The organism is Vibrio sp. Vb2960, assembly GCF_033337665.1.
GTDB classification, from domain to species: Bacteria; Pseudomonadota; Gammaproteobacteria; order Enterobacterales; family Vibrionaceae; genus Vibrio; species Vibrio alginolyticus.
Genome location: NZ_JAWORD010000008.1, coordinates 164,500 through 186,808, shown reverse-complemented (window position 1 = coordinate 186,808; position 22,309 = coordinate 164,500). Strand labels below are relative to the sequence as shown.

Below are 22,309 nucleotides of genomic sequence, written 5' to 3'. Positions count from 1 at the left end.
TGACGATCTATTTAAGTCTGTTCTAACCGAACTCACAAATTCCAAGATAACGGATACCATCGATGCAAGAACAATACAACCCACAAGATATTGAACAAAAAGTTCAAAAGCACTGGGATGACAACAAAACCTTTGTTGTAAGTGAAGACCCAAATAAAGAAAAATTCTACTGTCTGTCCATGTTCCCATACCCAAGTGGTCGACTGCACATGGGTCACGTGCGCAACTACACTATCGGTGATGTAGTATCTCGTTTCCAACGCCTACAAGGCAAAAACGTGATGCAACCAATCGGTTGGGACGCATTCGGTCTACCTGCAGAAAACGCAGCAGTAAAAAACAAAACTGCGCCAGCACCTTGGACTTACGAAAACATCGAATACATGAAGAACCAACTTAAGCTTCTAGGCTTTGGTTACGATTGGAACCGTGAATTCGCAACATGTACACCGGAGTACTACCGCTGGGAACAAGAGTTCTTCACTAAACTTTACGAGAAAGGTTTAGTTTACAAAAAGACTTCTTCTGTTAACTGGTGTCCTAACGACCAAACTGTTCTTGCAAACGAGCAGGTTGAAGACGGTTGTTGCTGGCGTTGTGATACGCCTGTAGAGCAAAAAGAAATCCCTCAATGGTTCATCAAAATCACTGAATACGCTCAAGAGCTACTAGACGACCTAGATAAGCTTGAAGGTTGGCCTGAAATGGTAAAAACCATGCAGCGCAACTGGATTGGTCGTTCTGAAGGTGTTGAACTGAAGTTTGAAGTTAAGGGGCAACAAGACCTAGAAGTTTACACAACACGTCCAGATACGCTAATGGGTGTGACTTACGTGGGTATCGCAGCTGGTCACCCTCTTGCAGCTCTTGCAGCAGAGAACAATCCAGAGCTTGCAGCGTTTATCGACGAATGTAAGAACAACAAGGTTGCAGAAGCTGAGCTAGCGACAATGGAGAAGAAAGGTATGGCGACTGGCCTTACTGCTATTCATCCATTGAACGGCCGCGAAGTACCAGTATACGTAGCAAACTTCGTACTGATGGACTACGGTACAGGCGCGGTAATGGCTGTACCTGCGCACGACCAACGTGACTACGAGTTCGCAACGAAGTACGGTCTAGACATCGTGCCAGTTATCAAGCCTGCTGATGGCAGCGAGCTAGACATCTCTGAAGCGGCATACACAGAGAAAGGTGTACTGTTCGATTCCGGTGAATTCGATGGCCTAGAATTCCAAGCGGCGTTCGATGCAATTGCAGCGAAGCTAGAAGCAGAGGGCAAAGGCACTAAGACTGTAAACTTCCGTCTACGCGACTGGGGTGTATCTCGTCAACGTTATTGGGGTGCGCCAATCCCAATGGTAACCACTGAAGACGGTGAAGTTCACCCAGTACCTGCTGACCAACTACCAGTGATTCTTCCAGAAGACGTAGTAATGGACGGCGTAACGAGCCCAATCAAAGCAGACAAAGAGTGGGCGAAGACAACCTTTAACGGCGAACCTGCTCTACGTGAGACAGATACGTTCGATACGTTCATGGAATCTTCTTGGTACTACGCGCGTTACTGTTCACCACAAGCGGACGACATCCTAGACCCAGAAAAAGCAAACTACTGGCTACCAGTAGACCAGTACATCGGTGGTATCGAGCACGCTTGTATGCACCTACTGTACTCACGCTTCTTCCACAAACTACTGCGCGATGCGGGTTACGTAACTTCTGACGAACCGTTCAAGCAACTACTGTGTCAAGGCATGGTACTGGCTGATGCGTTCTACTTCGAGAACGAGAAAGGCGGCAAAGAGTGGGTAGCTCCAACAGACGTAGCCGTTGAACGTGATGGTAAAGGCCGCATAACTTCTGCTAAAGACACTGAAGGTCGTGATGTAACGCACTCAGGCATGATCAAGATGTCTAAGTCTAAGAACAACGGTATCGACCCTCAAGAAATGGTAGACAAGTACGGCGCTGACACAGTACGTCTATTCATGATGTTCGCGTCTCCAGCGGACATGACACTTGAATGGCAAGAGTCTGGCGTAGAAGGTGCGAACCGCTTCCTAAAACGTGTTTGGAAACTAGTGAAAGAGCACACAGCGAAAGGCGCAGCAGAAGCAGTAGATACCGCAGCGCTTTCTGGTGATCAAAAAGCACTTCGCCGTGATGTTCACAAGACTATCGCGAAAGTGACGGACGATATCGCTCGTCGTCAAACATTCAACACCGCGATCGCAGCGATCATGGAGCTGATGAACAAACTAGCGAAAGCGCCTCAAGAATCTGCGCAAGATCGTGCAATCCTTGACGAAGCACTGAAAGCTATTGTTGTCATGCTTTACCCTATCACTCCGCATATCTCATACGAGCTATGGGCAGCACTAGGTGAAACAGACATTGATAACGCGGCATGGCCGACGTTTGACGAAAAAGCGCTAGTTGAAGACGAAAAAACTATCGTTGTTCAAGTTAACGGTAAGCTACGTGCGAAGCTAACAGTCCCAGCGGATATCTCTAAAGACGATATCGAACAGCTTGGTCTAAACGACGAAAACGTGGTTAAGTTCACCGATGGCCTGACTATTCGTAAAGTCATTTACGTTCCAGGTAAACTGCTGAACATCGTTGCAAACTAATCACAGCTTGCAATTTGTCTCTGTTTAGCGAACTTATTTGTTAACCAAGAGTCATTAAACAGGGTAGTTCGCTACCCTGTTTATTTACCTCAAACCATTCACATGAGTGGTTTAAGGTAAATAACCCCTTCAATTTAGGATGAATACAATCAATGCGCTTTTTCTCTTTGATTAAACTACCAGTGGTATTGGTATTAGCGGGGCTTCTTTCTGCCTGTGGTTTTCACCTTCGCGGCGAGTATTCCGTACCGGAAGAGCTGCACACTATGTCTTTCTCCAGCTACGATGAATACAGTGAATTAACTCGCTATGTTCGCTCTCAACTCGAACTGAACAAAGTTGAACTTGTTCAACCATCATCGACGGTACCCAACCTTCATTTGACGGAAGCGACTATCGATGAGCGTACACTGTCTCTGTATCAAAATAGCCGTGCAGCAGAAAAAGAGCTGACATACGTAGTAAAATACCGTGTGACGATTCCTGGCTATGGTTCTAAAAACTTTACGACAACAGTAAACCGCAACTACCTAGACAACCCGTTGACGGCACTTGCAAAATCTGTTGAACGTGACGTAATTGAAGACGAGATGCGCTTGCAAGCTGCAAAACAGATGATGCGCCAGTTGGGCCGTATTCGTGCCGAATATGAAGCAGGACAAATCTCTGAGCCAGCGAACACAAACTCTTAATCACTATGAGAATTTATGCCGATAAATTAACGGATCATTTAACTAAACATGTTAAACAAGTTTACTTAATCTTTGGTAATGAGCCGTTACTGATTCAAGAGAGCCGCCAAGCAATCCAAAAGGCAGCGTTTCAGCAAGGTTTTGAGGAAAAACACCGTTTTGCGGTAGACGCAAGCATCGACTGGAATCAAGTTTACGATTGCTTCCAAGCGATGAGCCTGTTCTCAAACCGTCAATTGATCGAGCTTGAAATTCCAGAGAGTGGCGTGACAACCGCCGTCAGCAAAGAGCTGCAAACACTGTGTGATATGCTTCATGATGACATCATGCTCGTCATTGTTGGTAGCAAACTGACCAAAGCCCAAGAAAATGCGAAATGGTTCAAAGCATTAAGCTCAAAAGGCGACTGGGTAAGCTGTTTGTCGCCAGACCTTCAACGCCTACCGATGTTCATTCAGACACGTTGCCGCACGTTGGGACTAAAACCCGATCAGCAATCACTGCAAATGTTGGCTCAATGGCATGAAGGTAACCTATTTGCATTGACACAAAGCTTAGAGAAATTGGCCCTGCTCTACCCGGATGGTGAGCTTACCATCATACGTTTAGAGGAAGCCCTAAGTCGCCATAACCACTTCACTACCTTTAACTGGATCGACGCCTTACTGGCAGGTAAAGCAAACCGTACACAACGTATTCTTCGCCAACTTGAGGCGGAAGGGGTTGAGACCGTGATCTTGATTCGAAGTGTACAAAAAGAGTTGAGCCAACTTTTAAATATGCATCAAGACTTAAGTCAAATGGGAATGAACCAGGTATTTGAGAAATATCGAGTTTGGCAAAACAAGCGTCCACTCTATAACGCAGCACTGACCCGCTTATCAGCGAGTCGTATTTGTGCATTGCTCTCCTTGTTGGCTCAAGCCGAGATAAAAGCCAAAACTCAGTATGACGAGTCTGTATGGCCAACTATTCATCAGTTGAGCTTAGAAACCTGCTCTCCTGATATTAAGCTGGCAATTTAAAAATCAAAGCGTGATATAGTGCGCGACCTGTTTTGCAAGCAAGAATGTAAAACACTGTAGAGATAAGAGACAAACCGAGGAAAACCGAGTGCTTCGCGAAGAACTGAAAGACTTTTTAGCTGATAAAGCCGACGACATGAAAGCGGAAGACATTATCGTCCTAAATGTGGAAGATAAATCAAGCGTGACAGATTACATGATCATCTGTACTGGTACATCCAAACGCCACGTTTCATCCATCGCTGACCATGTTGCAACAGAAGTGAAAAAAGCCGGTCTTGAGCCACTAGGAATGGAAGGTGAAAACGAAGGTGAATGGGTAGTCCTAGATATGGGCGACGCCATGCTTCACGTGATGCAAGAAGAGCACCGCGAACTCTACCAGCTAGAAAAACTCTGGGGTTAATCTTTTGAAAATTCAACTAATTGCTGTTGGCACAAAAATGCCAAAATGGGTTGAGGAAGGCTTTCAAGAATATCGTCGCCGTTTCCCGCATGATATGCCGTTGGAGTTGATTGAAATCTCTGCTGGCAAGCGTGGTAAGAATGCCGATATCGCTCGCATCCTGCAAAAAGAAGGAGAAGCGATGCTCGCGGCGGTACCAAAAGGCAACCGTATCGTCACGTTAGATATCCCAGGTAAAAAATGGGACACTCCTCAACTCGCTGAGCAGTTAGAAGCTTGGAAATTAGATGGCCGTGATGTATCAATATTAATCGGCGGTCCTGAAGGACTCGCTCCTGCATGCAAAGCTGCAGCAGACCAAAGCTGGTCATTGTCTGCCTTAACGCTACCCCACCCTCTAGTGCGTATCGTAATGGCAGAAAGCTTGTACCGAGCGTGGAGCATCACCGCTAACCACCCTTATCATCGCGAATAATCGTTGTTTAACTTTAGAGCCAAGCGTTAATGATTCGTAAACGCCGCAGTCAAATCCGAGATTATCAAGCCGAAGCGCGTCTGTTTGCCAGCCGCGCTATTGTTGCTTTTATCGGCATTGTTGTCTTGATGGGAGCTCTGGTTGCCAACATGTACAACATTCAGGTGAACCAGTTTCAAGACTATCAAACCCGCTCGAACGATAACCGCATCAAAGTGGTGCCTATCGCGCCTAACCGAGGTCTAATTTATGACCGAAATGGCGTTTTACTGGCAGAGAACCGTCCCGTCTTTAACTTAGAACTGACCCCAGAAAAAATTAAAGACATTGATGCAACCATCCAAGAATTACAAACTATTCTGGAAATTACACCAGACCAGATTGAACGTTTCCACCACGAGCGTAAACGGACTCGTCGATTTAAATCGGTCCCACTGCTTACCCAACTGAACGAAAAACAAGTAGCGGTATTCTCCGTCAATCAGTACCGCTTTCCGGGTGTGGAAATAAGTGCGACCTTAAAGCGCTACTACCCTTTCAGCGAAGTCTTAACCCACGTGATTGGTTACGTTTCTCGAATCAATGATCGCGACATGCAGCGCCTGATCCGAGAAGAAAAAGACGCAAACTATCAAGCCACTCGCGACATTGGTAAGCTGGGTATTGAAAAATACTACGAAGACCTCTTACACGGTACAGCCGGATATCAAGAAGTCGAGGTAAACAGCCGCGGCCGAGTAATTCGTACGTTAAAGTACGTTCCACCTGTACCCGGAAAAGACATCGTTTTAAACCTTGATATCAACTTGCAGTTGTACGTACACCAATTATTGGATGGCCGCAGAGGCAGTGCTGTAGTAATCGATCCTAGAGACAACGGCGTACTGGCTATGGTTTCGAGCCCTAGCTACGATCCTAACTCGTTCGTGCACGGAATCTCAGGTAAAGACTATCGCGCCCTTTTGAACGATAAAAACCGTCCTTTGGTCAACCGCACTACACTTGGCATTTACCCTCCTGCGTCTACCATCAAACCATTTATGGCGGTAGCCGCGCTGCAAGAAGGTGTCGTCACACCTAACACCACACGAAATGACCCTGGTTATTGGCGCATACCAAACTCCAACACACGCCCGTTTCGTGACTGGTTGCGTTGGGGACACGGGCGCGTCGATATCATTAAGTCGATCGAAGAGTCTGTTGATACCTTCTACTATCAAATCGCTTATGACATGGGTATTGACCGTATTTCGAATTGGATGATGATGTTCGGTTTTGGTGATTACACTGGCATTGATATCTACGAAGAAAGTAAGGCGAATATGCCGACTCGTGACTGGAAAATGTCTCGCCATAAAACCCCATGGTATAAAGGTGATACGATCCCTGTAGGTATCGGCCAAGGATATTGGACAGCAACACCAATGCAAATCGCCAAAGCAACCTCCGTATTAGTAAACGAGGGAGAAGTGATCGCACCTCACTTGCTCAAAGCGACGATAGAAAATGGTAACGACTTCGAAGAGCAGCAAACGACAGAATACGTGACTTACCCACCAATCAAGAATGTGCCTAAAAAGTACTGGGATATGGCGAAAGAGGGCATGCGTCGGGTAAACCATGGCACGCGCGGAACAGCTCGCCGCTCATTCTACAAAATGAATTATGAAACAGCGGGTAAATCAGGTACTGCACAGGTCTTCGGTCTGGGTGAAAACGAAGAGTACAACGCCGATGAGATCGCCGAGCACTTACGTGACCATGCGTTATTTACTGGCTTTGCACCATTTGATGATCCTAAAGTGGTCGTCACTGTAGTACTAGAAAATGCCGGTGGTGGTTCTAGTAACGGTGCCCCAGTAGTAAGGAAAATTTTTGACCGAGTCGTTCTTGGTCCAGAAGAAATTGAGCCTGAAAACAATGCGAAGAAAGAGGTAAAACAGTAATGAAGATGGATCCCTCTACAGGTAAAAATCGCGCCCTGTTTGAACGCTTCCATATCGACTTACCACTCCTACTTGGCATACTGGCCCTGATGGGGTTTGGCCTGGTGATCATGTACAGCGCCAGTGGCCAAAGTTTACTGATGATGGATCGCCAAGCCATGCGAATGGTGCTTTCACTCGTTGTGATGCTCGTCCTTGCACAGCTTTCTCCACGAACTTACGAAAGCTTGGCACCTTTGATGTTCGTTGGTGGCGTTATACTGCTTTTCGGCGTGCTGTTTTTCGGTGAAGCATCGAAAGGCGCGCAGCGTTGGCTTAACCTCGGTTTTGTGCGCTTTCAACCGTCAGAGCTATTGAAGCTCGCGGTGCCATTAATGGTGGCTCGCTATGTCGGTAGACAGCCCCTTCCACCAACGCTAAAAACACTCATTGTTGCACTGATTATGGTCTGCTTACCAACCATTCTCATTGCAAAGCAGCCTGACTTAGGTACCTCGATCCTGATCGCCGCTTCCGGTATTTTTGTTATCTTCCTCGCCGGCATTAGCTGGAAAATAATTGCTGGTGCTGCGATTGCATTAGGTGGTTTCATTCCAATTCTGTGGTTTTTCTTGATGCGAGAGTATCAAAAAGTGCGAGTTCGTACTCTATTTAACCCGGAATCTGATCCGCTAGGAGCGGGCTACCACATTATTCAGAGTAAAATTGCGATTGGCTCCGGCGGTATTTCCGGCAAAGGTTGGTTGCAAGGTACGCAGTCACAACTAGAATTTCTTCCTGAACGACACACTGACTTTATCTTTGCAGTAATTGCTGAAGAATGGGGTATGATTGGCTTCCTTTGCCTTTTAGCCATCTATCTATTTATTATTGGACGAGGTTTATATCTCGCCAGCCAAGCGCAAACCGCATTTGGACGAATGATGGCAGGCAGTATTGTACTCAGCTTCTTCGTGTATATTTTTGTAAATATTGGCATGGTAAGTGGCATCCTACCTGTAGTAGGTGTACCGTTGCCACTCATCAGTTATGGCGGCACATCAATGGTAACCTTGATGGCTGGTTTTGGTATTCTGATGTCGATTCATACGCACCGAAAAGCATTCTCTAAGGCGACCTAGACATGCAAAAACGCGCTTTATATTCCTTGGTTTTCTCTGCTCTTATTTTGGCAGGCTGTTCATCAACTAGCCAAAAAGAACAAGAAGGCCGTTACGAACTCGAATCCGATGTTGCACCGGATACACCGCTTTCAGTCGAACACATCGAGGATGCGCATCCTAAATATGAACCGTACAGCCTAGGTGGGAACAAAGATTACCACTTGCGTGGCAAAGACTACAAAATAGTTCGCAATGCGAAAGGCTTTAAAGAAAAAGGCCGCGCATCTTGGTATGGGAAAAAATTCCAAGGTCATTTGACTTCTAATGGCGAAATCTATGACATGTACTCAATGACGGCAGCGCATAAAACGCTACCGTTACCAAGTTACGTAAAAGTTACCAATACTGACAACGGCAAAACCACCATAGTACGAGTTAATGACCGAGGTCCTTTTCACGATGGCCGTATCATTGATTTAAGCTATGCCGCCGCGCACAAGTTAGATGTCATAAAAACAGGCACCGCGAACGTGGAAATTGAAGTGATCAGTATCAATCAGCCAACGGACAAAAAGTCATTAGAAGCACACCCTAGGTACGTTATTCAAGTGGCATCATCAAAAAATGAAGAACGCGCGCGAACTTTAGGTACCGAGCTTGGTCAAAAATTGGATACAGAAACTTTCCTAGAGAGTGCGAAAGAGTCTTATCGCTTGTTGTTAGGGCCATTTACTGACTATTCCCTGACGCAAGCCACATTAGATAAAGTAAAGTTGCTCGGCTATTCGTCTGCATTTATTAAAAAACACAACACTGCCAAATGACCTCGTGTCATGAATTTCTCTTTGATCCCCCTCTTACATAACTAGGGATTCTGATAAGATGTCTGCAGTTAACCCAAAAATTTGAATTACCATGAATAAAAATAAGTTTGTGAAATCTATTCTCGTTTCTTCGGTTGCCCTTTCTGCAACTTTCGCTCAATCTGCTCTTGCATCACCTATCGTTGTTCCAGATGCCCCTCAAATCGCGGCGAAGGGCTACGTGCTGATGGATTACCATTCAGGTAAAGTACTGGCAGAGAAAGAGATGAACACAAAATTGTCTCCAGCTAGTCTGACTAAGATGATGACCAGCTATGTAATCGGCCAAGAGCTAGCGCGTGGTAATATCTCAGAAGATGATGATGTCACCATCAGTAAAAATGCGTGGGCGAAAAACTTCCCTGATTCATCAAAGATGTTCATTGAAGTAGGCACAACAGTTAAAGTACGTGACCTGAACCGAGGTATCATCGTCCAGTCAGGTAACGATGCCTGTGTTGCGATGGCAGAACATATTGCAGGTTCAGAAGATGCATTTGTTGACCTAATGAACGCTTGGGCCAACACATTGGGTATGACTAACTCGCACTTTGCCAACGTTCATGGCTTAGATAACGCAGAATTGTACTCAACACCATACGACATGGCACTGCTAGGTAAAGCACTTATCCGTGACGTACCAAATGAGTACCGAGTGTACTCAGAGAAGAAATTTACTTACAACGGCATCACCCAATACAACCGTAACGGTCTACTTTGGGATAAGAGCATGAACGTTGACGGCATCAAAACGGGTCACACAAGTAATGCGGGTTACAGCCTAGTAAGTTCAGCAACTGAAGGTCAAATGCGCTTGGTTGCGGTCGTTATGGGTACTAAAGATGCCAATGCTCGTAAGTCAGAAAGCAAAAAGCTGCTAAGCTACGGCTTCCGTTTCTTCGAAACAGTGGCACCGCACAAAGCAGGTGAAACGTTCGTAGAAGAAAAAGTGTGGATGGGTAACAAAGACACCGTAGCACTGGGTCTTGACCAAGATACTTACGTAACACTACCGCGTGGTGAAGCGAAAAACCTAAAAGCCAGCTTCGTCCTTGAAAAAGAGCTAGAAGCCCCAATTAATAAAGGTGATGTAGTTGGTAAGCTATACTATCAGATCGATGGTGAAGATATTGCCGAATACCCACTAATGGCACTAGAAACCGTAGAGCAAGGTAGTCTATTTAGCCGCATGTGGGATTACATCGTATTGTTATTCAAGAGCTTCTTCTAAGAAGGAAGTTAGAGTAGCAAACTTATTCGCAAAGCCGCCTGAAAGGGCGGCTTTTTAAGTTTGAGATCCTCGTCTTGAGTTCCCCCTAATTTGACTGTACTATTTCGCACCGCAACGAATATCTACTGGAGTTATCGATATGCTAACCATCAACTCTGATGCAAAATTAAAAGACCTGCTTGAGTTCCCTTGTTCATTTACTTACAAGGTAATGGGTCATGCAAAACCTGAACTTCCAGAGCTTGTTCTTGAAGTTATTCAGCGCCATGCTCCAGGTGACTACAGCCCGACCGTTAAACCAAGTGCTAAGGGCAACTACCACTCTGTATCAATCAACATCACTGCAACCTCTATCGAGCAAGTTGAGACGCTATACAAAGAGTTAGGTGAAATTGACATCGTGCGCATGGTTCTATAATTTTTTGATAGATTAAATTTTTTTTGAAAGCAGCTTCGGCTGCTTTCTTTTTATTTATCAACCAGATAACAAAACTTTACATCGCTTTCAGTTAAAAATCTGTTACTCAGCGGTAGAGCATCAGGGTTATCCGGTTTATAATCCAAAAACTTTATATATTAGCAACAGGAATTCCCATGCAACACCAACTTGTTGTAAAACGACTTGGCCGCCAAGACTATGAGCCTGTATGGAAGGCGATGCATGAGTTCACCGACCAACGCACAGAAGAAACCCCTGATGAAGTCTGGTTGGTAGAACATAACCCAGTATTTACGCAAGGTCAGGCAGGTAAAGCTGAGCACCTTATTAACACTGGTGACATTCCTGTTGTACAAAGTGATCGCGGAGGCCAGGTTACGTATCATGGCCCTGGTCAGTTGGTCGCCTACTTCTTGATCAACCTACGCCGCAAAAAATTAGGTGTACGAGATCTCGTTACCACAATCGAGAACCTCGTGATCAACACGCTAAAAGCATACAATATTGACTCAGCCGCGCGACCTGACGCACCAGGTGTCTACGTTGCCGGTAAGAAAATATGCTCTCTCGGTTTACGCATTCGTAAAGGATGCTCGTTTCATGGTTTAGCCTTGAACGTAAATATGGATTTAACACCGTTTCTGCGTATTAACCCTTGTGGTTATGAAGGTATGGAAATGGTTCAGGTCAGCCAATTTGGCGGCCCAGACAATGTAGAAGCCGTAGAAAAACAATTAATAGAAGAACTCGTTACTTTGCTCGATTATGAGCAAGTAGAATTCAGCACAGAAGCACCTTCTCAAGGTAATAAAGCATGAGCAAACCAATCCAGATGGAAAAAGGCGTTAAATATCGTGACGCCGATAAAATGGCATTGATTCCCGTAAAGAACATGCCTACAGAGCAGAAAGAAGTGCTACGTAAGCCTGATTGGATGAAGATCAAGCTACCAGCCGACAGCCAACGAATTCAAGACATCAAAGCGGCGATGCGTAAGAATAAACTTCACTCCGTATGTGAAGAAGCATCTTGCCCGAACCTAGCGGAATGTTTTAACCACGGTACAGCAACCTTCATGATCTTAGGTGCTATTTGTACTCGTCGTTGTCCTTTCTGTGACGTTGCTCATGGCCGCCCATTACCACCGGAAGCAGAAGAGCCTCAAAAACTGGCGAAAACCATTGCCGATATGAAGCTGAAATACGTCGTAATCACTTCTGTTGACCGTGACGATCTGCGTGACGGCGGTGCACAACACTTTGCCGATTGTAACCGCGAGATCCGTGCGTTAAACCCGCATATTAAGATTGAAACACTGGTTCCTGACTTCCGTGGTCGCATGGATGTAGCGCTTGATCTAATGAAAGACAATCCGCCAGATGTCTTCAACCACAACTTAGAAACCGCGCCACGTCTTTACCGTAAAGCTCGCCCAGGTGCGAACTATAAATGGTCACTCGAGCTTCTTAAGAAGTTCAAAGAGCAGCATCCAGATGTACCGACCAAGTCTGGTTTGATGATGGGCCTTGGTGAAACCAAAGAAGAAATCATCGAAGTACTGAAAGATCTACGCGCACACGGCGTAACGATGCTGACTCTAGGTCAGTACTTAGCGCCAAGCCGTCACCACTTGCCAGTAGAGCGTTACGTTCCGCCATCAGAGTTTGACGAGCTAAAAGAAGTTGCACTAGAACTTGGCTTCACGCATGCAGCGTGTGGTCCATTTGTGCGCTCTTCTTACCATGCCGATATGCAAGCTCAAGGTATCGAGATTAAATAAGCTCTCGCTTGTTTTGAAAAGCTTGTTTTGAAAAGAAAGGTTGGCTCAGTGCCAACCTTTTTTGTATCTGGAAAATGATGATAAAAAGCCATTCTACCACTGTCATTCTGAACAGCGAGGAACGAGCGTGATTCAGAATCAGTTTTCAGAATACTGAGGATTTTTAGGGAAACTCTGAGTAAAAGAGTGTGCCTCAACAAGATTCCTGATCTCGCCTAGGCTCGTCGGAATGACGTGGTTTGGATATATTGAAAAGGGACAGTGTTGGTAGCCATCCCCTTATCACACTCTCTCGCTATATCTCATTCCAAACGCCAGACAAACAAAAAGGCCCTCAAATGAGGACCTTTCATCAATCAAATAATCAAACCGAATCGCAGAAATAGAACGAGTTCGCCTGAGTTATTTTCAAAAAATGTTAGGCGTAAACTGGTAGACGCTTACAAATTTCTAGCACTTTCTGTTTAGTCGCTTCGATAACTTCTTCGTTGCCGATGTTATCTAGAACGTCACACATCCAGTTTGCTAGCTCTTTTGCATCTTCTTCAGTGAAGCCACGGCGAGTGATCGCTGGCGTACCTACACGGATACCAGACGTTACGAATGGGCTGCGTGGGTCATTTGGTACTGAGTTCTTGTTTACAGTGATGTTTGCAGCACCTAGTGCCGCGTCTGCGTCTTTACCAGTGATATCTTTGTCGATTAGGTCAACAAGGAACAAGTGGTTTTCTGTACCGTTAGATACGATTTTGTAGCCACGCTCTTGGAACTGACCAACCATTGCTTTTGCGTTTTTCACTACGCGAGCTTGATAAGCTTTGAACTCTGGCTCCATCGCTTCTTTGAACGCTACTGCTTTACCAGCGATAACGTGCATTAGAGGGCCACCTTGACCACCAGGGAACACTGCTGAGTTCAATTTCTTGTACATATCTTCGCCAGCATTTGACAAGATAAGACCACCGCGAGGACCTGCTAGTGTTTTGTGCGTCGTTGTTGTTACCACGTGAGCATGCGGTACTGGTGTTGGGTATTCACCGGCGGCGATAAGACCAGCTACGTGCGCCATATCAACAAATAAGTAAGCACCTGCTTTGTCAGCGATTTCACGCATGCGTTTCCAATCAACGATTTGCGAGTAAGCAGAGAAACCACCGATGATCATCTTAGGTTTGTGTTCAAGTGCTAGCTGTTCCATCTCGTCGTAGTTGATTTGACCAGCTTCATCGATACCGTAAGGGATAACGTTGTAGTGCTTACCCGAAAAGTTTACTGGTGAACCGTGAGTTAGGTGACCACCGTGCGCTAGGCTCATGCCTAAAACTGTATCGCCAGGGTTAAGAAGCGCCATGTAAACTGCGCTGTTTGCTTGAGAACCTGAGTGAGGCTGTACGTTAGCGTACTCACAACCAAATAGTTGGCATGCACGCTCAATTGCTAGTGCTTCAGCTTTATCTACGTACTCACAACCGCCGTAGTAACGCTTACCTGGGTAGCCTTCAGCGTATTTGTTCGTTAGCTGAGAACCTTGCGCTTCCATTACACGTGGGCTTGTGTAGTTTTCAGAAGCGATAAGTTCAATGTGTTCTTCCTGGCGAAGAGTTTCTTCCTGGATAGCTGCGAACAGTTCCGCATCGTAATCTGCGATGTTCATATCACGCTTAAGCATCTGTATCTCCTGACTCAGATTAGTACTGAAAGTTGCAAAAAAACTGTTGAATGACCCGACGCAAACGTTTTCGTCACCCTAATGGCGCGCATTCTACATAATTTGATTTAGGTCATAAAGAGAAATTTACAATTTTTCTCATGCAGTTTTTTCATGATGACAAGCAATGTTTATCATGCCAGCATTGCAATCGCATAACGACAATCTATTGCCTGTCAAATTTGTGCTTTACACCCTGTAAAACAGCAATTACATAGGTTTACCGTAAATTTTACCCTCTAGCTACCGAAAAGATCATCTTTTTACTACTATGCACGCCTTATTTATCACTAATGACTGCAACATTGATGGAAAAACACTCATTAAAAGAAGACTGGATAGCGATTCTCACGGGTACCTTTTTAGTAGCTCAAGGCGTTTTCTTTCTCCAATCCGCGAACCTTCTAACGGGAGGCACGACTGGATTGGCTCTGCTTGTTAGCCAATTTACACCTTTTACCTTTGGTGTGCTGTACTTTTTAGCAAACAGTCCTTTTTACTTACTAGCATGGAAACGCTTCGGCCGTCATTTCGCCATTAATAGTGCCATTTCTGGCGCGTTGGTTTCTATCTTTGCCGATCATCTTTATTTGCTAATCTCGCTCGAATCGGTAAATGAAGTTTATTGCGCCGTCGCAGGTGGGCTTTTAATGGGGCTCGGTATGCTGATCCTATTCAGACATCGCTCCAGCTTAGGTGGCTTTAACGTGCTGTGTTTGTTTATCCAAGACAAATTTGGCATTTCAGTTGGCAAAAGCCAAATGGCAATCGATGCATGTATCCTGTTTGCTTCATTCTTCTTTGTCACACCAGAAGTGATTGGCCTTTCAATTTTGGGGGCGTTTGCACTCAATGTCGTGTTAGCGATGAACCACAAACCGCACCGCTATTCCGTGACCTACGGTTCATAAATTTTTGATAATGATTGAAGCGCGATTTATAAGATTTCGCGCTCCAATCGCTATATAATACTTCGCGATTTCCAAATAGATCGGTACGGTATGCGCGACTTTCTGCAACAAGCTAAACAGACTCACAGTTGTATTGCGATTGGAGAGCTGATCTATAACCCGAAGACACAGAGCCTTCATCAAGATGCTATCGCGATTGATCTTGAACCTCGCACCATTGAATTAGTAGAACTGCTGTTAACAAGCGTTGGCCACCCACTCTCTGCTGACACCATTATTGAAACCATTTGGCAGAGCAAGTTCATCTCTAAGAATGTGCTCACGAACCGCATTAGCACCTTACGTGCACTGCTACAGCAGTACTTACCCGAATACGATGCCGCTAAGCTTTTAGTCACTTACCCCCGCAAAGGCTACTTTCTTAACCCTGCCAATATTCGTTTAGTGCCACCAGCGAAAAACCATCGGCGCGTTATCTCAACCCAGGTGGCGAGTAATAAGAACTTCAAGCTGATTTTCGCTTACAGCTTATGTGCCATACTTGCGGTATGTAGCATGACGCTTGCAAGCTTGTTATGGCAACGCCAAGAAATCTCAACACAACAAACGCGTCATCAACTACTGATTCCCAAAGTCGAGCTACTACTCAACCGTGTCGATTCAATCGGCTCTCAGGCGCGAAAATACCGCATACTGGTCAAAGCCATCTTGCTGCAACAACAGGTCGAATATCCATACACCGACATCGCCAACCAAGATGCTCCCAGTTACTTTCTTGATCCTATCGGTCATACGCCATATTTCCCTGGCGCACGAAACATGCAGACCAGCGACTACGAGCTCAATATCGAGTTAAAAGACGGCACAAAACAGGGCATCTTGAAAGCGCAGATGAACCTTATTTATCCTGCGACGGGCAAGTTGGCGTTTCGCAATGAGTACACACTGCGTTTATCTGACTTACAATCGGATATTTTCCAAATGCATTCGGATGTCGCGCAATACTTCAATCTGCCTACACCTTCGGCAAGTACGTGGCAGCTTTCGGATATTCACAAAAAAATGTTATTCGAGAATGCCTTTTCTAGCCAACCTCTCCGACAATCTGATGAGTTTGCGGCTATCACAACGGCAAGACATCTCGCCTTATACGAGCACGAACATCAAAAGCTGGAAGCGTATTTAACTCAAGTACAATCGTCGTTTGATGTTTTGCCAGATGAGCTGAGCCTCTGGTTAGGTCTATTGCATTTCAAATTAGGTAACTTAGACAGGGCAAAAGCTCTGTTAACGACACCAGATGGCGACTCACGTATCCAAAACGCACTGATTTATACCTTTGTGTCTCACATTGCTTATAAGCAGAACAAACTTGAACAGTTCCGTCTCAACTACATGGAATCACTGGTGGCGCTGCTGCGCGTTTTACCTTCCGAAACCTTGTTTGAGCGTCTTTCTCAATCTGAATCCAAAGAGACTTGCCTCCAACCGTGGAAAACGTTGCATGTTAGTGTCACCGATCAAGAAATCATAAGCCGATGGAAAGCGCTCATTAACGAGTATTGCACTAACGTAGCCAACGAAATAACCCCAAATAAAACAAAGACCTAAATATAAAATTAAGCTTTCATTAACCCCTGTTATCTTTTGTTTTTTGCCCTTTTTCTCTCACTGAACTTAGCATGCTCGCATTCAAAAACGGCCCAACATGAAGCGGCCTTATCAATCAGGAATGTAAACCATGCTAAACAAAATGACGCTTATCGCAACAGCAACTCTGGCTCTTTACGGCTGTGGCGGAGGTTCGTCTTCTGGCAGTGCGAATCCAAACAAAGTGCCTCAAGAAAGTTTCGACGTCTCGATTCACAACTCAATCTTCGCTCCCACGCCAAGCACACAGCTAAACTACGCATTTAGCTTGGATGGCCAACCAGAAGGCGACATGAAACTGAGCTTCCAAGCGATGGGTCGCGAGCAAATATTGGCAGCATTGGCACAAATCCCAAACAGCGAGGCAATGGTCCAGTTGGTTAATGACTTGGTGAACTACGGCGCCGAACAGTTCTACTATTCAGACGAGCAGTACAACGACGACGAGAGCAATACGCTTTACTTTGCAGGATCAGATGGTGCACTCCATGAAATTACTGACGCTTATTTCATTGGTCATCAGTTTATTGCCATGCTTATGCACAGCGGTCCGATTTTCCGCCTAAACGGTGACGACGTAAAAGAGAAAAGCCCGAATATTGACATCGGTGAAGAAACTATGTCTCTGCAAACCACTCTTACAGGCTACGCAGTTCACAACCTTCTAGACCGTTTTGAAGAGCATGAGTGGGTACAAAACCTTCCTATGACAGCATCTTGCCAAGTGGTTTGGCAACAGCAAATCCGAGAAACTGGCGTGCGTAAATCGTTCTCGATCTCAGGCAAGAAAATTGAAGCGGCATACCTGATGGAAGAGAACATCTACAACCTAAACTGTGATGACATGGACTCAATGGAGTTCGCCACTTCGGCAGAACGTTGGTTTAATCCGAGCTTAGGTCTGATAGAACAAATTGAACTGCAGAAAGTACAACAAGTACAAATCAACGAAGAGAAAGTGCAGCTAACAGCGATTGAAACAAAATAAGCTAGAGATATCTCAATAAAAGAAGGCTTTGGGGAGCACACCAAAGCCTTCATCTCGAATATCAATCCTAGGGGTGATGACACCCGAGTTTATTCTTCTATCAACAAAATACGAGTTTCGTAAGGTCGTAACACTTGATGGTTTGACGCGACTGCGCTCGCTGAGTTTTGATAGTTAGATAGCAAGTTTTTCGCTTTACTCATATCAAAACGTTCTGGCAGAACGCATTCCACCTCTTCAGCGTAGTAGTTATTGATACACAGCAGCGTTTGCTTATCGTTCTGACGAGCGTAAGCGAAAATACGTTTGTGCTCTGGCAGTAAATCTTCATAACGGCCATCGGTGATGACTGGAACCTGTTTACGCAGTTCAATCAGACGCTTGTAAAAGTAGAACACCGAGTTTAAATCGGCAACCGCAGCTTCAGCATTGATTTCAGTGTAATTCTGCGCCACTTCAAGCCAAGGCGTGCCCTCAGTAAAGCCCGCGTGTTTTGCACTGTTCCATTGCATTGGTGTACGTGAGTTATCACGCGACTTCTGTGCCAAGATCGCCATCATATCGTCATGAGATACACCATCACGGTTGACCATGATGTCGTACATGTTAGTACTTTCAACATCACGATATTGGCTGATTTCGGTATAACCCGGGTTGGTCATGCCGATCTCTTCCCCCTGGTAAACATAAGGTGTGCCTTGCATCATGTGCACTGATGCCGCAAGCATCTTGGCAGATTCAACACGGTATTGCTCTTCGTTACCTAATCGGCTGACAACGCGTGGCTGGTCGTGGTTACACCAGAACAACGCCCCCCACCCTTTGCCATTTAAGCCCGTTTGCCAATGATTGAAGATCTGTTTTAACTGAATGAAATCAAACGGCGCTTTGGTCCATTTTTCACCATTTGGATAATCGACTTTCAGATGATGGAAGTTGAACACCATGGATAGCTCTTTGCCGTCTAGCGAAGAATATTGCTGGCAGTGCTCTAGCGTGGTGGAAGACATTTCACCCACCGTCACGCTGCCGTATTTTTGAAACACAGATTCGCTAATCTCTTGAAGGTATTCGTGCACACGTGGACCGTCGGTGTAGAAGCGGCGACCATCACCAATATCATCACTTGGAAAATCTTGCTGCTTGGAAATCAGGTTGATAACGTCGAGACGGAAACCATCGACTCCCTTCTCTGCCCAGAAGCTGATGACTTCTTTCACTTCTTCACGCACTACTGGTTTTTCCCAGTTTAAGTCCGCTTGCTCTTTAGCAAAAAGGTGCAAATAGTACTGGCCTGTTTTTTCATCCAGCGCCCAAGCGTTGCCACCAAACTTTGATTGCCAGTTGTTTGGTTCAGCACCATCTACCGGATCTTTCCAGATGTAGTAATCACGGTATGGGCTGTTTTTATCACCCAGTGCGGATTGGAACCACTTGTGTTCTGTCGACGTGTGGTTCACTACAATGTCCATGATGATACGAATACCCAACTGATGCGCTTCTGCTAGCAAAGTTTCAAAGTCTTGCATCGTGCCGAACTCAGGGTTGATAGAGTAATAATCGGAGATGTCATAACCGTTGTCGATCATTGGCGATTGGTAAACCGGCGTCAGCCAAATCGCATCCACACCAAGGTGCTTAAGATAATCCAGCTTAGAAATGATCCCTTTGATGTCGCCCGTGCCTTTACTGCCACTGTCACAAAAGCTTTTTGGGTAAATTTGATAGATGGTTGCGGTTTTCCACCAGCTCTCATCATGCTTGGTCATAGCCATTTCTAACACTCACTTACCAGTAATCGGAAACTTAAAATTTGAAAAGAAAAATAGGAGGAGGCAGCCAAGTCACTGCCTCAAATTGAATTACGCGTTTGCAGGCTCAAGCTCACCTTTGGCTTGTGCACGCTTATACAGAATTAACGTTAATGCAGCAGGTACCAGCATTGCGACTAACATAGCCAAAGCAAAAATGCCCCAGAACTGCGGTTGGATAGACAAGATGCCCGGCAAACCGCCCACACCGATACCGTTCGCCATTACGCCCGCACTACCACAAATAGCAGCAGCACACGCACTACCGATCATCGCGCTCAGCATTGGGAACTTGTATTTCAAGTTGATGCCGTACATCGCCGGTTCAGTCACGCCAAGGTAAGCAGAGATAGCCGCAGGCACTGAGATATCACGCTCGCCGTGTTTTTTACTGATGATAATGATGCCGACGACCGCAGACGCTTGAGCAATGTTTGAAAGTGCAATCAGAGGCCAAATTGGCGTACCGCCTAGCTCTTGCATCAGTTGAAGGTCTACCGCGTTGGTAGTGTGGTGAATACCAGTAATGACCAATGGCGCGTATAGGAAGCCGAAGATGGTTGAGCCAATCATTGCGAAGTCACCCGTCATGGCTGCTTTTGCTGCGAAAGCAACGCCGTCACCCAACATACGACCGAATGGACCAATGATAGAGTGCGCAAGAATCACAGACACAATGATTGAGACAAACGGCACGACCACTAGGTAAAGGTAAGACGGAATGATGCGTTTTAAGTTGGTTTCAATAAACGCCAGAGCCATACCAGCAAGCATTGCTGGAATCACTTGCGCCTGATAGCCCACTTTCTCGATGGCGAATAAGCCAAAGTCCCACACTTCAGGTACTTGCTTACCAATCAGGTAGGCGTTCATCAACTGCGGCGAAACCAATGTCACACCAAGCGTGATACCCAGAATCGGAGTACCGCCGAGCTTTTTCACTGTCGACCAACACACGCCAACTGGTAGGAAGAAGAAGATCGCCTCACCAATCAGCCATAAGAAAGAGTGTACCGTTGCCCAAAACTGGCTGATTTCCGTTAGCGTTTGACCATCAAACATCTTGATGTCGCCAATCACGTTACGGAAACCAAGGATCAGACCACCGGTGATGATCGCTGGTAGCAGTGGTACAAAGATTTCTGCAAGGTGGGAAATACCACGCTCAACGATATTCATGTTTTGACGAGCAGCGTTCTTCGCTTCGTCTTTGCTGGCTTCACTTTTACCCGTCAGTCCGATCAGCACCTTGTAAACTTCATCCACTTCAGTACCGATAACCACTTGGAACTGGCCTGCGTTGGTAAAACAGCCCTTCACCATCGGTAATGTTTCTAACTGTTTCGTATCTGCTTTGTCCGTATCATTTAGAACAAAACGCAAGCGAGTTAAACAGTGACTTACACTGGCAATATTGTCCGGCCCCCCGACCAGCTCAATAAGACGCTCCACGTCTTTACGCGCAATCTTACTCATAACTTTGTCCACCCTGTATTGGATACATTCGATTCATCATTTTGTTTTTATAAATGGGAACATTCCCATTTCTTAATTTTAATATTGCCATTCGAAGACAAAAAACAAAATGGGAACAGTCCCATTAATTGAGAATGATCACAGTATAATTTTAGAGCAGATCGTTTTAGTGTGGATTAACAAACGATAGGCTGTTGAGTAAAGTGAACCACTTCCTCATCGCCATTTAATTGATTGATCAGCATGTTAGCGGACTTCTCACCTGCAAGGGTATAACCTGGGTCGACACTAAATACTTTAGGGAAAAGGAAAGAGAGCAATTCATTACCTCCAACACCTGTCACAACCACATCTTCACGGCCTAACTCTTGAAGACGCTTAATCACGCCCAACGCGATGGTGTCACTGGCGCACACGATGGCCTGAGTGTCAGATTGAAGGACTTTGTCTACCAACTGATAAGCACTTTCATGGCTCAACTTACCCGTTCGGAAACAAGGTGTAATTTGCTTGCGTTGACACCAAGCTTTATAAGCATTTAAACGAGCTAAGCCAGTGGTTTTGTCTTCAGGATCAACACCAATATAAGCAATGTGAGATAAAGATTGCTGCTCAAGATGAGACAAAGCCATGTCTATCACACCTTGGTTGTCGTAGTTGATCGAAGAAACCATTTGCGTGTCCATCGCGATCACAACGATACGATTACCCCACTCTGCCAATGCTCGCTCATCACATCCAGTAAAACCAAACACGATCACCCCATCGACGTTGCGACGTTTAAGCACATCCAAATGTTCATTGGTTTTATCGCGATCGAATTGGCTCTCCATGATCACCGCATCATAACCAGCGGAATACAAAGCATTGAGCATGGTACCAACGGCGCGATTTTCTGATGGTGAATCTAAACGGGAGATGATAACCCCAATGACTTTTTGGCTGCCACCACGCATCGACTGCGCCGACTTTGATGGGACGTAGCCTGATTCACGAATGATTTGCTCTACCTTCTCACGCGTTTGCGGTTTTACCTTGGGATCATTGGTAAGCACACGGCTGACCGTCGATTTGCCCACGCCAGCCAATTTTGCGATATCAAGAATGGTGAGTTTTTTGCTCATAAGTGTTCAGACTAAAAGAAGGAATCAAACAAAAGGGAAGCAGTG

General features: G+C 45.5%; 19 protein-coding genes. 15 read left to right on the top strand and 4 right to left on the bottom strand.

Features of this window, described 5'->3' with window-relative positions:
- Nucleotides 1-62: 62 nt before the first annotated feature.
- From leuS to lipA, 12 genes are all read left to right on the top strand, one after another.
- Entirely contained in the window at nucleotides 63-2,636 is a 2,574-nt protein-coding gene (leuS, locus tag R7O03_RS09430) for a leucine--tRNA ligase (RefSeq protein WP_005391313.1), read from the top strand.
- Between the two features lie 152 nt (nucleotides 2,637-2,788).
- Nucleotides 2,789-3,328 (top strand): LPS assembly lipoprotein LptE, encoded by a 540-nt coding sequence (gene lptE / locus R7O03_RS09425; RefSeq protein WP_005373019.1) that lies wholly within the window; start codon nucleotides 2,789-2,791, stop codon nucleotides 3,326-3,328.
- A gap of 5 nt (nucleotides 3,329-3,333) precedes the next feature.
- Entirely contained in the window at nucleotides 3,334-4,353 is a 1,020-nt protein-coding gene (gene holA / locus R7O03_RS09420) for a DNA polymerase III subunit delta (RefSeq protein ID WP_318131682.1), read from the top strand.
- 88 nt (nucleotides 4,354-4,441) lie between these two features.
- Nucleotides 4,442-4,759 (top strand): ribosome silencing factor, encoded by a 318-nt coding sequence (gene rsfS, locus R7O03_RS09415; RefSeq protein ID WP_005373015.1) that lies wholly within the window; start codon nucleotides 4,442-4,444, stop codon nucleotides 4,757-4,759.
- Nucleotides 4,760-4,763: 4 nt separating this feature from the next.
- Nucleotides 4,764-5,234 carry a 23S rRNA (pseudouridine(1915)-N(3))-methyltransferase RlmH gene (gene rlmH, locus R7O03_RS09410; protein ID WP_017821762.1) on the top strand — a complete coding sequence of 157 codons (471 nt, stop codon included), beginning with the start codon at nucleotides 4,764-4,766 and terminating at the stop codon, nucleotides 5,232-5,234.
- A 29-nt stretch (nucleotides 5,235-5,263) separates the two neighbouring features.
- The gene (mrdA, locus tag R7O03_RS09405; protein WP_005384126.1) at nucleotides 5,264-7,180 is read left to right on the top strand and encodes a penicillin-binding protein 2; all 1,917 of its coding nucleotides are present in this window, start codon (nucleotides 5,264-5,266) and stop codon (nucleotides 7,178-7,180) included.
- On the top strand, nucleotides 7,180-8,301 hold the full coding sequence (gene rodA, locus R7O03_RS09400) for a rod shape-determining protein RodA (RefSeq protein ID WP_005373004.1): 1,122 nt from the start codon (nucleotides 7,180-7,182) through the stop codon (nucleotides 8,299-8,301). The genes mrdA and rodA overlap by 1 nt, the downstream gene beginning before the upstream one ends.
- Before the next feature lie 2 nt (nucleotides 8,302-8,303).
- Nucleotides 8,304-9,107: a septal ring lytic transglycosylase RlpA family protein gene (locus R7O03_RS09395; protein WP_017635670.1), complete on the top strand. Its 804-nt coding sequence runs from the start codon at nucleotides 8,304-8,306 to the stop codon at nucleotides 9,105-9,107.
- Between the two features lie 91 nt (nucleotides 9,108-9,198).
- On the top strand, nucleotides 9,199-10,377 hold the full coding sequence (locus tag R7O03_RS09390; protein ID WP_005384132.1) for a serine hydrolase: 1,179 nt from the start codon (nucleotides 9,199-9,201) through the stop codon (nucleotides 10,375-10,377).
- 139 nt (nucleotides 10,378-10,516) lie between these two features.
- Nucleotides 10,517-10,795 carry a DUF493 family protein YbeD gene (gene ybeD / locus R7O03_RS09385; protein WP_005384135.1) on the top strand — a complete coding sequence of 93 codons (279 nt, stop codon included), beginning with the start codon at nucleotides 10,517-10,519 and terminating at the stop codon, nucleotides 10,793-10,795.
- Nucleotides 10,796-10,971: 176 nt separating this feature from the next.
- Nucleotides 10,972-11,634 carry a lipoyl(octanoyl) transferase LipB gene (gene lipB, locus R7O03_RS09380; protein WP_318131681.1) on the top strand — a complete coding sequence of 221 codons (663 nt, stop codon included), beginning with the start codon at nucleotides 10,972-10,974 and terminating at the stop codon, nucleotides 11,632-11,634.
- Entirely contained in the window at nucleotides 11,631-12,596 is a 966-nt protein-coding gene (lipA, locus tag R7O03_RS09375) for a lipoyl synthase (protein WP_005391329.1), read from the top strand. Before lipB ends, lipA begins: the two co-directional genes overlap by 4 nt.
- 418 nt (nucleotides 12,597-13,014) lie before the next feature.
- Here lipA and glyA read toward each other — a convergent pair whose 3' ends face one another.
- Nucleotides 13,015-14,265: a serine hydroxymethyltransferase gene (gene glyA / locus R7O03_RS09370; RefSeq protein ID WP_005381985.1), complete on the bottom strand. Its 1,251-nt coding sequence runs from the start codon at nucleotides 14,263-14,265 to the stop codon at nucleotides 13,015-13,017.
- A gap of 347 nt (nucleotides 14,266-14,612) precedes the next feature.
- Between glyA and R7O03_RS09365 the strand changes: the two genes are divergently transcribed.
- The 3 genes from R7O03_RS09365 (at nucleotide 14,613) to R7O03_RS09355 (ending at nucleotide 17,853) form a co-directional block, all read left to right on the top strand.
- Nucleotides 14,613-15,215, top strand: coding sequence for a YitT family protein (locus R7O03_RS09365; protein WP_054579054.1), 603 nt, complete (start codon nucleotides 14,613-14,615; stop codon nucleotides 15,213-15,215).
- A gap of 90 nt (nucleotides 15,216-15,305) precedes the next feature.
- Nucleotides 15,306-16,826: a transcriptional regulator gene (locus R7O03_RS09360; RefSeq protein WP_318131680.1), complete on the top strand. Its 1,521-nt coding sequence runs from the start codon at nucleotides 15,306-15,308 to the stop codon at nucleotides 16,824-16,826.
- 130 nt (nucleotides 16,827-16,956) lie between these two features.
- Complete coding sequence (locus tag R7O03_RS09355) at nucleotides 16,957-17,853, top strand: hypothetical protein (protein ID WP_318131679.1); 897 nt, start codon at nucleotides 16,957-16,959, stop codon at nucleotides 17,851-17,853.
- An 89-nt stretch (nucleotides 17,854-17,942) separates the two neighbouring features.
- Here R7O03_RS09355 and treC read toward each other — a convergent pair whose 3' ends face one another.
- From treC to treR, 3 genes are all read right to left on the bottom strand, one after another.
- On the bottom strand, nucleotides 17,943-19,628 hold the full coding sequence (gene treC / locus R7O03_RS09350) for an alpha,alpha-phosphotrehalase (protein WP_203345949.1): 1,686 nt from the start codon (nucleotides 19,626-19,628) through the stop codon (nucleotides 17,943-17,945).
- An 87-nt stretch (nucleotides 19,629-19,715) separates the two neighbouring features.
- Nucleotides 19,716-21,140, bottom strand: coding sequence for a PTS trehalose transporter subunit IIBC (treB, locus tag R7O03_RS09345; protein ID WP_005383602.1), 1,425 nt, complete (start codon nucleotides 21,138-21,140; stop codon nucleotides 19,716-19,718).
- 176 nt (nucleotides 21,141-21,316) lie between these two features.
- Nucleotides 21,317-22,264 (bottom strand): trehalose operon repressor TreR, encoded by a 948-nt coding sequence (treR, locus tag R7O03_RS09340; protein ID WP_318131678.1) that lies wholly within the window; start codon nucleotides 22,262-22,264, stop codon nucleotides 21,317-21,319.
- Nucleotides 22,265-22,309: the final 45 nt, after the last annotated feature.